Origin of the sequence: Halobacillus sp. K22, assembly GCF_052246795.1 — a bacterium.
Taxonomy (GTDB): Bacteria; Bacillota; Bacilli; order Bacillales; family Halobacillaceae; genus Halobacillus.
Genome location: NZ_JBQQCN010000031.1, coordinates 40,710 through 52,740 on the forward strand (window position 1 = coordinate 40,710; position 12,031 = coordinate 52,740).

A 12,031-nucleotide genomic window follows, 5' to 3' on the forward strand; every position below is an offset into this window, starting at 1 on the left:
ATTTTGGCAAACACGAAGGAGGTTCTACCAATGAGTGAAGCATACGATATTGTTGTGATTGGAGCCGGTAGTGCGGGGTCAATCCTCGGAGACCGGCTGAGTGAAGACGGAAAGAAAAGTGTACTGGTGCTGGAAGCAGGGCGCAAAGACTATGCGTGGGACTTGCTGATTCAGATGCCTGCAGCCCTGCCATTCCCTGCAGGTAAATCGCTGTACGACTGGAAATATGAATCCGATCCGGAACCTTATATGAAAGGTCGCCGCATCAAGCATGCCCGTGGAAAGTTACTTGGCGGTTCAAGTTCCATCAACGGCATGATTTATCAACGGGGAAATCCGAAAGACTACGAGCGCTGGGGTGCTGACGAAGGGATGGACACGTGGGATTTTGCCCACTGCCTCCCATACTTCAAACGACTGGAGAACGCAATCGGTTCTGATAAAGATGACCCATATCGCGGCCATGACGGTCCGATCAAACTGGAAAAAGGGCCAGCGAAGAATCCGCTCTTCCAAGCCTTTTTCGATGCAGCTGTCGAAGCTGGCCAGTCCCGTACGCCTGATGTAAACGGATTTCGCCAGGAAGGTTTCGGGCCGTTCGATAAGCATGTGTACAAAGGTCGCCGCATGTCCGCATCTCGTGCGTATTTGCACCCGGCAATGAAGCGCAAGAATCTTACGGTAAAAACACGTGCATTCGTACAGCACATTGATATCGAGGGCGAGAAAGCTCGTGGTTTGACGTACAAACGAAATGGAAAAGAACATTTCGTAAAAGCAGGAGAAGTCATCCTTTCCGGAGGTGCGATCAATACGCCTCAGTTGCTTCAGCTTTCCGGGGTTGGTGATCCGGAACATCTTCGTTCTGTAGGCGTACAGCCGAAAGTGAACCTTCCCGGTGTAGGTGAGAACCTTCAGGATCACCTGGAAGTTTACATTCAGCACTCCTGCCCACAGCCGGTTTCTGAGCAGCCGAATTTGAATAAAGCACGGATGCCATGGATCGGATTGCAGTGGTTACTAGCCCGCAAAGGACCTGCGGCAACGAGCCACTTTGAAGGTGGCGGATTCGCTCGTTCCAACGACGACGTCGATTATCCGAATCTGATGTATCACTTCCTGCCGGTCGCCGTACGCTACGACGGACAGAAAGCACCTGTCGAGCACGGATTCCAGGTTCATATCGGACCTATGTACTCCGATGCTCGCGGTTCATTAAAAATTCAATCGAATGATCCAAAAGCCCATCCAAGCATGGTGTATAACTACCTTTCTACGGAACAGGATAGACGGGAATGGGTCGAAGCCGTACGTGTGACTCGTGAAATTATGTCCCAGCCGGCGATGAAGCCGTATAATGGTGGAGAAATTTCACCAGGATCAGACGTGCAGACTGAAGAGGAGATCCTCGATTGGGTTGCAGAAGATGCAGAAACCGCCCTACACCCAAGCTGTACAGCAAAAATGGGGCCGGCGTCCGATCCTATGGCCGTCGTTGATCCGAAGACGATGAAAGTCCATGGTATGGACAACCTGCGGGTCGTGGATGCATCGGCTATGCCTTACGTGACCAATGGTAATATCCATGCCCCGGTTTTGATGCTGGCTGAAAAAGCAGCGGACATCATTAATGGTAAACAACCACTTGAACCTGAGGATCTGGATTACTACCAGCACGGTGTTCACCCTGCTGATGCAGGAACACTAAAAGGTTGATTTGCAATTAAATTAGGAAACAATACGAAATCAGGGGTCTTGTGAAGGCTCCTGATTTCAATTTATGTTATAGTGAGAGCGTAAAGTTTTGAATTCATATTGAATAAATTAAATGTTTAAAAACAAAAAACCAAAGGAGAGTAGGCGATTCTTTGAATAACAAGTCAGAAGAACTGATTGAAAAGGCGGAAGGAGCCGTTGTCAATTCTATTGCTGAAACAATGGACTTGTATGGAATCACTCCGTCAACCGGGCGGTTATTCGCAAGGATGTACTTCAAGCATAAGCCGATGACGCTCGATGACATGAAGGATGATCTCGGAATGAGCAAGCCGAGCATGAGTATTGCTGTCCGGAACCTGCAAGAGATCAGTATTGTCCAGAAAGTGTGGCAGAAGGGCTCGCGCAAGGATGCCTTCATAGCGGAGAAGAACTTTTTTAAATATTTTTCTCATTTTTTTGGAAACAAGTGGGAGCGTGAAGCCAAGCTAAACCTCTCTGCGATTGATTATGCAGAAGGGATGCTTCAGCAGGTGATTGACGACGAGAATACAGACGACGAGATGATTGAAAGAGCAAAGGTTGATTATAAACAGCTTGAAGACTACCGGAAATATTGTAAGTGGCTCGAACGCCTGGCCGATTCCATCGAGTCCGGCACAATTTTCGACTTTTTGCCTGTGGAAGAAGAGGCTTATGAAAAAAAGAATAAGGATTGAACGCCCTTCTTGAGTGAAAAACTCAAGAGGGGTTTTTCATGTTACGGATGTAAGGCGTCTTACAGTATTGTTTTCATAAAACCTATATAATGAAAGGAATAAGTCGAAGTTGAAGCTTGAGAGAGGGAAATTTGCTTTCCCAGCCCCTGTTTTTCTAAAAATGTCTACTAACTAAACTAAGGAGCTTGATTATGAATGTGCTCTATATTATGGATGGATGCAGCGTTTGTGCGCAGGCAATGCATCATTTAAATCAAAAAGAAATTGAATATAAATTAGTCAATATCTTAGAAGAAAACAGCGCCAGGAAAGATTTAAAGGATTTAATTGGTGAAGTGCACACCCCTGTATTGGTTAATGACAAGGGAATATGGAAGGGAGGGGAGATTTTAGAAGTATAAAATTATATGCTCCTCCCGAATAAAAAAACTTCTTGCCGCCTTAGGAGCGGACAAGAAGTTTTTACATTGGCTTGGAAAGCTTATTTTAAGTTTTTCTTAATGTATTGAATGATTTTACGCAACTCTTTCGGGTGAGGACGGCCAAATGGGCTGGTTTGTCTTTGCTGATAAAGGACGTTTCCGGCTTCATCCGTTAAGAAGTAGGCAGGGTCCCCGTGTGTACCGTGATCTTCGTAAGGGGCTTCTTCATCATGATAATGAACACCATAGGCTTTCAAGAAAGCTAAATTCTCATCGATTAAGACAGGGAAAGTGAATCCGTGTTCCTCTACCATTTTCTCTAAGTCTTCTTTATTATCATGAGTAATCGTGGTTAAGTGGATGTTCTGTTTTTCGAAATACCCTTTGCTTTCTTCAAGCTCCTGCAGTTCACTCATGCAGGCAGGGCACCAGGAACCGCGAAAGTAAATGATGAGATGCCATTGATCATTCTTTTCTTTTAAGACCTCGGAAAAGTTGTAGTCTTCTCCTGAAACAGCTGGCAGGGTAAAGTCTGGAGCTGGTTGATTTAATTTGAAAGTCGTCATGGAAACACTCCTTCTTAAAGATTTCTTCTTTATTGTACACGAGTTTCTAGGAGTTATATGTAATGCAGCCTACAGACACAATTAAAAGCACACCTGTAAATTGGAGTAGACCTTTTAACGTTTTTATTTCCTCCTGCAGGGAAATCTCTAAAGGGAAAATAGTTTAGGAGGGTTATATATGATTAAAGCATTGGTATTTGATGCTTATGGAACGTTATTTGATGTTCATTCCGTAGGTAAAGAGTGTAATGAAATTTTTCCGAATAAAGGAGACGAAATCAGCCAGTCATGGAGAAAAAAACAGCTGGAGTATTTCTTTCTAAGACAATTGGTGGAACGTTATAAGCCTTTTGACGAGATTACGAAAGATGCTTTGAATTACGCCTGTAAAGAAAACGGGGTTGAGTTATCTGAAGAAAATGAAGAGCGCCTAATGAACGCCTATTTAGATTTGGATCTCTTTGAAGAGGTGGAAAGTGTGCTGAAAGAGCTATCTGAGAAAAAACTGGTGGTGTTCTCGAATGGCTCGGTCAATATGATTGAGCCTCTGGTCGAGCAATCCTCAATCAATGAGTATATTGATGAAGTGATCAGTGCGGATGAAATTAAGCAATATAAACCTACGCCGGCTGCCTATAACCATGCTTTAGAGAGACTGGATGTAAAAAGGGAAGAAGTCCTGTTCATGTCTTCCAATCCATGGGATATTACAGGCGCCAAAAGCTTTGGGTTTAATACGGCTTGGATTAATCGCAAGGAGCTTGTACCGGAAGAGCTGAATATCCAGCCTGACAGTGAATATTATGATTTAAGCGGAATTCGCGAATGGAATTAGAGAAGAGGAAAAAGGGCCCGAGTAGGGGCCCTTTTTTTGTGGGATGAGTAATAGATCATTTATGAACTGAATCGTCAGCCGGACTGGAAATAAGGATTAGGAAAGATTTAAGAACTCTTTCGTCTTATCCGCGTCGATGGCCAGAAAGCGTACTTTTCGAATGAAGCCGTCTTTTTTTAATTCGCTCATCATGGCACTCGTCGTCTCCCTTGTCGTCCCAATCATGTTAGCGAGATCCTGATGTGTCAGTTTCATTTCAATGGTCTGCCAGTTTTGTTTGCGGCGGCCGGTTTTTTGACTGAGCATCAATAACAGGTACAACAATCGATGCTTCACGTCGCTTAAGGCAATTTTTTCGCTTAGACTGTAAAAGTCTTTCAATCGTGAAGAGAGAATATCGATCAGTTTTAGAGCGACATGCGGGTTCTTTTTGATAAATTCCTCATAGTCCCTGTGGCTGAGTGTACATATATAAGTATCGGTCATCGCTTCCGCATACGTTTGGTCGTCGGTCAAACTGACGGTGGACGTTTCACCGAATATATTTCCATCCACCAGAATATCGAGTGTAAACTGCTTCCCTTCTTCGTTCATACGGTACAGGCGGACCTGTCCTTTTTTTAGTAAAAATAAGGCATCCATTTTGTTTTCAGGAGAAACAATCGTCGACCCTTTTTTTACGGGACTCATCTCACTCATCTGATCGATACTCATGAGCTCTTCCTGGGAGAGTTCTTCAAATAAACTGATTTGTGAGAGTAAGGTAAGCTTATCCATTTCTTCACCTCGTTCGGTTGATAAGTTGCTATAAAAAATTTTTGATAAAAAGTGTGGGTATAAAACCAATCTTTCATGGTGGGAAGAAAGCTGACTACTTTACTTCAATATAGGAGCGGTCCGCCAATTTGACAATAGAATAGGTTTAGGTAAACATGCAAGAAAAAATAGTTATCCGATTCAAAATTATTTAGAGATTTTGAAACAAAATATCTGGTCCAAACGTATAGAGGTATGAATGGTCTTAAACCTCTATGTTCCAAATTTTTCATGAGTTGCTGTGAATAGGATAGGGTACATAAAAGAGGACTATTGCGTTTTGTTTATTTATAAATTAATCTATATAGATAATTATAATTGATTAGGTGTAAATTGTAACAAGGAGCTCCTGATGAATTAGGATATTAAGAAATACGCGAAAAGCCATAGCCTATGGGTGCAAAACCATAGGAATCTTTAATCGATCAATTTACATGCACCAAGGAAGTACTGCAAATGATGACAATCACAAGAATCAATTGATGGAGGCTTATAAATGTTTCAAAAATGGAAAAGAAATGATGCTTCTTCTAAAAAGAAGCTGATTTATGCTGTTGTTTTCGCTATGTTTTGGCTGAAGATGACGTTTATTCAAGGCGGGGTTTTCACTTTAGGTTTAGAAAATATAAATCAAGCAGCTATCCTGGCCTTTAATCCCTTGAGCAGTATTTTTCTTCTCTTTGGATTAGGAATCTTACTCGCCGGGCGTAAAGGGTTGCTTGGGGCCTATATTCTTGGCTCCGTCTTACTTTATCTCAATGTTCTGTTTTATCGTGAGTACAATGATTTCATTACGATTCCAATGTTAGGTCAATTAGCAAACCTGGCAGGTCTTGGAGGAAGTATTACAAATATACTCTCAGCCACAGATATTTTCCTGTTTGTGGACGTGGTTGCAGCGATCTTTCTATTAATTTATCTGAACCCTTCCCGAATTCAAAGTTTTCTACCGAAACGCAAGGAAGGTCTTGTGCTGGCCGCTATTGCCGTTCCGTTATTTTTAATTAACCTGGGTTGGGCGCAGACAGAGCGTCCAGAGCTTTTAAAACGGGCCTTTGACCGTAATTTGTTAGTGAAAAATATTGGCGTGCTTGATTTTCACATCTACGATAGTGTGCTGCAGGGACAAACAGAGATGAAAAAAACATTCGCGGATAGTAACGAATTAGTACCTGCATTAAACTATATTAATGAAAAAGACGTAGATCCGAATAGTGAATTGAACGGAGTTGCCGAAGGGAAAAATGTGATTCTTTTATCCCTGGAGAGCACCCAGACATTTGTTGTCGACCGTGAATTAAACGGTAAAGAGCTCACCCCTTATTTTAACGATCTCAAAGAAGAAGGTGCTTACTTTAGTAACTTCTATCATCAGGTTAAACAGGGGCGCACGTCAGATTCCGAGTTTATCCTGGATAATTCATTGTATGGCCTGAACCGTGGAGCGGCCTTCTTTACTCATGCGGGTAACGAATACGAAGCTACTCCTGAAGTGTTAGGGGAAGAGGGCTATACGTCTGTGAATATGCATGCCAATGATCAAACATTCTGGAATCGAAACGTCATGTATGACTCTCTTGGCTATGATAAGTATTTCTCAAAAAAGGATTATGACGTGACAGAAGATAAATCCTATGGGTGGGGTTATCTTGATGAATACTTCTTTAGCGACTCCTTAGATAAAATGGAAGAGTTAGAGCAGCCGTTCTATAGCAAGATGATTACTCTGACCAACCACTACCCATTTACCCTTCCGGAAGATAAGAAATTGATTGAAGAAGGGGATACTTCAAGTGGTACGCTGAACCGTTATTTCCAAACGATTCGCTATCAGGACGAAGCTTTAAAGCAGTTTGTCGAGGAATTCAAGCGTTCAGAGCTTTATGATGATACCGTGCTTGTCATTTATGGTGACCATTTTGGAATTTCCGAGAATCACCAGAAGGCTATGGGAGAATATCTGGGCAAAGATATTAATGACTATGAACAATTTCAGCTACAGCGTGTGCCTCTTCTCATTCTTGGAGAAGGAATAGAACCAAAAGAGCATGACACTGTTGGGGGACAGATTGATTTACGTCCGACGATCATGAATCTTTTAGGGGTGGACGATGACAACCCGGTCCAATTCGGTCATGATTTGTTTAGTAAAGATCGGAACGAGATGACCATTACACGAGATGGTAATTTTGCTAACGAGGATTATGTAGGTGTGAATGAAACCTGTTTTGATAGAGAAACTGGAGAGAAAGTAGAAGGCGAGGCTTGTGCTGAAGGCTTTAAACAAGCGCAGGAAGAACTGGAGCTCTCAGACTCTATCGTTTACGGAGATTTGCTCCGATATCTTGATGAAACAGAAATGATTGATCAAGAGCGGAATTAATTGCTTGATAAAAAGCTTGCGGATAACCTTAGGGTTTTCTGCAAGCTTTTTTTTATTAATAGACTATGTTTAAGTTTGTTGTTGATATTCGCTAAAATCGAACAAAGGTTCTATAACGGAAGCATCAAATGTAAGTTGGTGATGACTGCAACGAACAGGTATGTGTCCTGGTCGCAAGAGACCGTGACGAGGTGACCTTTTCTTAGATGTTATGAATGGGCAGGTTAACCAAACTTTCGAAAGAAAATGTCTTATGTACTGATGCTTGGCGTGCCTTTAAAACCTATGATGCTGATAAAAGGGATGAACATTTATCAGTTCAGATCTGACGGTAAAATTCGTACCAAGTGACTTAACCACATCCAGAACGTCAACAACTACCACACCGAAGACTGAAAGGTTGGATACAGACCTTTAACGGTGTGGCGACCAAGTATCTGAACAACTATCTTGCGTGGTTTCAAGTGTTAGAGAGCATTCCTCATCAGCGAAATGAAGTCACGATGAACGATTGGATCATAAAAGGGAATATAATTCCAAATATAGAAACATATGATACACTAAACTTAGATTATCTAAGTTTAGTGTATAAAGGGTGTAGTTGGTAAAGCTATTAAAGAGTCACTTAAAAGTAAAAAATAATAGTGCTACTGGTGCTAGGTTGTACGGAACTTTATTCTATTAAGGGGTGAGGTTATGGGTTTTTGGTATTTCTTAATATTATTTGCAGGCATATTTCTAGTTGTTAAAGGGCTGAGTAGGAATAAAGAGATTAGCTTAGTATTTATAGGATTCTTATGTATTGCGTTTTCAATTTTTATGTTTACTCCAGGAAGTGATGAAATGATTGCGGAATTATTTAATTTGGGTTAGCGTGTGGAATGAATATATGACTGATTACCTAGTAGGTATTTTCATTAACGGTGCTAAAGTAAAAAAAACATTTCTTCAACTAAAGGCGAGCGTTAGTTCAATAAGAAAATAATGCTAAAGAGGACTCCCAATTATTTGGAAGTCCTCTTTTTTTTGTATATATCAACATTGAACTTTAACTGAGCCTATTAAGAAAAAACAGTTAGAGACGGGATGTAAAAATAGAAGAAGTACTGTTCATACCAATCCAAAGAAGTGGAACTAAAAAAAGGTCCGGTTAGGGTCCGTTTTTGTGAATGGATGTCAGTAAGCGGCTTGGAGCGTCAGTTTGCTTAGGGAGTAGGGGGAGAAAAGGTTTAAGAACTCTTGAGACCTACCAGAGCTTAGTAGTTGAAAATTTTTTTAAAAAAGATTACCTTCTTGTTTAGCTTTAATAATCTTGAAAGTCATAACCACTATCCCAATGGGACAGCCAATTGTTAAAGCAATCGATACGATAAATGGAAAGTGATTTAGTGTTTCATTATTCAGTCGATAGATCCCGACGATCGTAAAAAGAGCGCAAAAGAAAATGCCCACTAACGTTTTAATTAAACTCATTAAATCTCACCGCTTTTTGTTTTAATTAATTATAACAGGTTGTTTTGCATTATATTAAATTGTAAATGAATCTACTCAATTTTCCTTAATTATTTGTGATTCATAGTTCGAATTGTTACAATTATGTCGCAGAGTTCCTGAAAATGGTTTTCTGCTCAATCCCTGTTAAGCCATTCGGCGTATTTTCGTCGTTTGCAAAAGCGTGCAGCTCATTAATGAACTGCACGCTTTTTTTACTTAACGACGATTACTGGAGACTGTACATATTTCACTAGTTTGTGACTGACACTGCCTAAGATCAAGGTCTGCCACTTATTACGCCCCCGACTGCCAATGACCACGCAATCATAGTCTTCCTGGTTGGCATATTCAATCATCTCTTCCGCAGGATCTCCGTGTAACATAATAAACTTAGTAGAAATACCTTCAGACTCCACGTATTGAATGATGTCGAGGAATTTTTCTTTACGTTTTTTTGTAGCTGTATGGGAATCTCCGTATTTTAATACATCTTTCTTAGATGTTTCACCATCTACTACGTAAATAAGGTCAATGTGCACTTGGTCCTTATGTGGTGAAACCATTTTTATTGTCTGATCTATAGCGCGACGGGAATGGTCAGATCCATCCGTCGCGAGTAAAATATTTTTATACATAAATCATGCTCCTATCAATAATTTAGTGACCGGCGCCTTTGGATACTCCTCCAAGTCGAGCGAGGAGTCGGGAACTCTCCCCATTCAAGCCTATGAATTTAACTTGAATGCCATTTTGTTCAAACTTCGATTCGATACTGTCGAGAGCTCCAATGGCTGAGTCATCCCATAAATGGGAGTCGTTTAAATCGATGACCACTTCTTCGACATGATCTTTGAAATCAATTGAATTAAGAAAGTCTGTAACCGACGCAAAGAATAACTGACCTTGCACATAATAGATTCGTTTTTTCCCTTCATTTGCGTACAAGGTTAATACATTTACTTTGGAAATCTTAACCGCAAAGAAAATCATGCTGAGCACAACGCCGGCAAGTACGCCGTAGGCTAAATTGTGTGTGAAGACTACGGTTAATACTGTCACAATCATGACGGCCGCATCAGAACGCGGTACTCTGTGAATATTCCGGACGGAGCTCCAGTCAAACGTACCAACGGAAACCATGATCATGACACCCGCGAGTGCTGCCATTGGGATCTGGACGACGACGCCACCTAAGACGATAATCATAAACATGAGCACGACACCTGCAACGAGGGAAGATAACCGTCCATTCCCGCCGGATTTCACATTAATGACGGACTGACCAATCATCGCACAGCCTGCCATGCCGCCAAAGCACCCCGTGACGATGTTTGCGAATCCTTGACCACGGCTTTCTTTGTTTTTATCACTCTCGGTATCGGTCATATCATCGACGATGGAAGCCGTAAGAAGTGACTCGAGTAATCCGACAATTGTTAAGGCCAAAGCATAAGGCAGGATAATCATGAGTGTTTCAAAGTTCAACGGCATATCAGGTAAAGCGAACATAGGAAGCGTTTGTGTTAATTCTCCCATATCCCCAACCGTTCTAACGCCAATGTTCATCCAAATCGCAATGGCGGATACGACCACAATGGCGACCAATGTGGAAGGAATGGTTTTTGTAACGAGTGGAAATAGATAAATGATAGCTAAAGTTAAACCAACTAATGCATAAATAACCCAGGGTTCATTCTCAAAGTGCTGCAACTGGGAAGTGAAAATTAAAATCCCTAAAGCATTAACGAACCCTACCATAACGGAGCGGGGAATAAACCGCATGAATCTAGCTAACTTAAAGACTCCGAACAATACTTGTAAAATACCCGTAAGAATGGTTGTGGCGAGCAAATATTCAATTCCGTGCTGCGCCACTAAGGTAATCATTACTAAAGCCATAGCACCTGTGGCCCCTGAGATCATCCCCGGGCGCCCTCCCATAAAAGCGATCACGACGGAAATACAAAAGGATGCGTACAATCCGACCATTGGATCTACACCTGCAATAATCGAGAAAGCGATGGCTTCAGGAATTAAGGCTAAGGCTACAACGATCCCTGATAATACATCACCCTTTATGTTTCCGAGCCAATTTTCTTTGATTGATAAAGTTGACATACATACCCTCTTTCTATTTTTTTATTGTTTAGACCGCTGAGTCTCACAGCGGCCAAATATATTTAAAATTTATTAAATTCATGTTGTTTTGACTAAGTTTCAATGCCGTTCTTTTATAACTGACTATAATAGACTATAATAAAGAAAAATGTTTTGCAATAGGTTTCCTTTAGTTAAGCGGTATCATTAACATAGATTTAATATTAGATAGCAGAAGAGGAGCGGTTCAAATGTTTTCCCATATACTTCTAGCTTCAGATGGATCGGATCATGCGGTGAGAGCAGCTGAACATGCGCTGCAGTTAGCTCGGCTATCAGAAGATTCACAGATTACCATTTTATATGCCATTAGTGGCTCAACTTCTAAAAGCGATGTCCTGAGTGAAAATGCTGAAAACCTGTCTACAGTAAGAAAAGGGCGTCTTTTTTCTACCAAAGGGGTTTTTAAAAAAGCGGGAATGAATTATGAAGTAAAGATATTGAAAGGTGATCCTGGGCCGGCCATTGTCCAACATGTTAATGAAAATCATTATGATGTGGTGGTCATCGGAAGCAGGGGACTGAATACATTCCAGGAGATGGTTCTCGGAAGTGTGAGTCATAAAGTGGCGAAGAGGGTCCAATGTCCGGTGTTGATTATTAAATAGGTTTTGTTAAATTTTAATGATGCTTTTTCATAAGAGGCTTATTACGCAATAGGGCCGGTTATTTGAAGGTTCGAATTCAAGATAAATCTTGGTCCGTTACTTAAAAGGTATAGGGTTGGTGGGGAAATAACTCGCTTTCCTATGGTGGAACAGTGAGCTTCCTCGCTCGTTTCACTCCTGAACTGACTCCCTAAAATTGGACACGTTCCTTAAACTTATCACGCCGATTCTTGAAACTGGGTTCGATAAGAAACGGGGCTCATTCTGAGCTTTGATTTGATACGTTTATGGTTATAGTAATGGATGTATTCCTCT

Annotated in this window: 13 protein-coding genes and 1 pseudogene; 8 read left to right on the forward strand and 6 right to left on the reverse strand. The window is 41.3% G+C overall.

The annotated features are described in order from the left end of the window. Nucleotides 1–30: 30 nt before the first annotated feature. The 3 genes from betA (at nucleotide 31) to ACTWPM_RS18040 (ending at nucleotide 2,836) form a co-directional block, all read left to right on the forward strand. Entirely contained in the window at nucleotides 31–1,716 is a 1,686-nt protein-coding gene (betA, locus tag ACTWPM_RS18030) for a choline dehydrogenase (RefSeq protein ID WP_443134388.1), read from the forward strand. Nucleotides 1,717–1,868: 152 nt separating this feature from the next. Continuing rightward, a complete protein-coding gene (cudC, locus tag ACTWPM_RS18035) occupies nucleotides 1,869–2,435 on the forward strand; it encodes a choline uptake/conversion transcriptional regulator CudC (protein ID WP_443134374.1) in 567 nt (188 codons plus the stop codon). Nucleotides 2,436–2,626: 191 nt separating this feature from the next. Beyond that, nucleotides 2,627–2,836: a glutaredoxin family protein gene (locus ACTWPM_RS18040; protein WP_443134375.1), complete on the forward strand. Its 210-nt coding sequence runs from the start codon at nucleotides 2,627–2,629 to the stop codon at nucleotides 2,834–2,836. Nucleotides 2,837–2,916: 80 nt separating this feature from the next. Here ACTWPM_RS18040 and ACTWPM_RS18045 read toward each other — a convergent pair whose 3' ends face one another. After that, on the reverse strand, nucleotides 2,917–3,423 hold the full coding sequence (locus ACTWPM_RS18045) for a peroxiredoxin family protein (RefSeq protein WP_443134376.1): 507 nt from the start codon (nucleotides 3,421–3,423) through the stop codon (nucleotides 2,917–2,919). A 178-nt stretch (nucleotides 3,424–3,601) separates the two neighbouring features. Between ACTWPM_RS18045 and ACTWPM_RS18050 the strand changes: the two genes are divergently transcribed. Continuing rightward, nucleotides 3,602–4,258 carry a haloacid dehalogenase type II gene (locus ACTWPM_RS18050; RefSeq protein ID WP_443134377.1) on the forward strand — a complete coding sequence of 219 codons (657 nt, stop codon included), beginning with the start codon at nucleotides 3,602–3,604 and terminating at the stop codon, nucleotides 4,256–4,258. Nucleotides 4,259–4,354: 96 nt separating this feature from the next. Here the strand turns inward: ACTWPM_RS18050 and ACTWPM_RS18055 are convergent, their stop codons facing one another. Next, nucleotides 4,355–5,035, reverse strand: coding sequence for a Crp/Fnr family transcriptional regulator (locus tag ACTWPM_RS18055; protein WP_443134378.1), 681 nt, complete (start codon nucleotides 5,033–5,035; stop codon nucleotides 4,355–4,357). Nucleotides 5,036–5,570: 535 nt separating this feature from the next. On the opposite strand from ACTWPM_RS18055, the gene ACTWPM_RS18060 reads away from it, so the two are divergent. The 3 genes and pseudogenes from ACTWPM_RS18060 to ACTWPM_RS18070 all read left to right on the forward strand — a co-directional run bounded on the left by ACTWPM_RS18060 (nucleotide 5,571) and on the right by ACTWPM_RS18070 (nucleotide 8,330). Continuing rightward, the gene (locus ACTWPM_RS18060; RefSeq protein ID WP_443134379.1) at nucleotides 5,571–7,457 is read left to right on the forward strand and encodes an LTA synthase family protein; all 1,887 of its coding nucleotides are present in this window, start codon (nucleotides 5,571–5,573) and stop codon (nucleotides 7,455–7,457) included. Nucleotides 7,458–7,606: 149 nt separating this feature from the next. Beyond that, nucleotides 7,607–8,065: pseudogene (locus ACTWPM_RS18065) on the forward strand (IS1595 family transposase); the annotation flags it as partial. 88 nt (nucleotides 8,066–8,153) lie between these two features. Beyond that, nucleotides 8,154–8,330, forward strand: coding sequence for a hypothetical protein (locus tag ACTWPM_RS18070; RefSeq protein ID WP_443134380.1), 177 nt, complete (start codon nucleotides 8,154–8,156; stop codon nucleotides 8,328–8,330). A 402-nt stretch (nucleotides 8,331–8,732) separates the two neighbouring features. Here the strand turns inward: ACTWPM_RS18070 and ACTWPM_RS18075 are convergent, their stop codons facing one another. The 3 genes from ACTWPM_RS18075 to ACTWPM_RS18085 form a co-directional block, all read right to left on the reverse strand. After that, complete coding sequence (locus ACTWPM_RS18075; RefSeq protein ID WP_443134381.1) at nucleotides 8,733–8,930, reverse strand: hypothetical protein; 198 nt, start codon at nucleotides 8,928–8,930, stop codon at nucleotides 8,733–8,735. Nucleotides 8,931–9,163: 233 nt separating this feature from the next. Continuing rightward, complete coding sequence (locus ACTWPM_RS18080) at nucleotides 9,164–9,586, reverse strand: universal stress protein (RefSeq protein ID WP_443134382.1); 423 nt, start codon at nucleotides 9,584–9,586, stop codon at nucleotides 9,164–9,166. A 22-nt stretch (nucleotides 9,587–9,608) separates the two neighbouring features. Continuing rightward, nucleotides 9,609–11,069 (reverse strand): SulP family inorganic anion transporter, encoded by a 1,461-nt coding sequence (locus tag ACTWPM_RS18085; protein ID WP_443134383.1) that lies wholly within the window; start codon nucleotides 11,067–11,069, stop codon nucleotides 9,609–9,611. Nucleotides 11,070–11,299: 230 nt separating this feature from the next. Here ACTWPM_RS18085 and ACTWPM_RS18090 point away from each other — a divergent pair, with 230 nt between their 5' ends. Beyond that, the gene (locus tag ACTWPM_RS18090; protein ID WP_443134384.1) at nucleotides 11,300–11,716 is read left to right on the forward strand and encodes a universal stress protein; all 417 of its coding nucleotides are present in this window, start codon (nucleotides 11,300–11,302) and stop codon (nucleotides 11,714–11,716) included. A 218-nt stretch (nucleotides 11,717–11,934) separates the two neighbouring features. Here the strand turns inward: ACTWPM_RS18090 and ACTWPM_RS18095 are convergent. Beyond that, nucleotides 11,935–12,031, reverse strand: a 97-nt coding sequence (locus ACTWPM_RS18095; protein WP_443134389.1) for an IS3 family transposase, incomplete at its 5' end; no start/stop codon positions are given.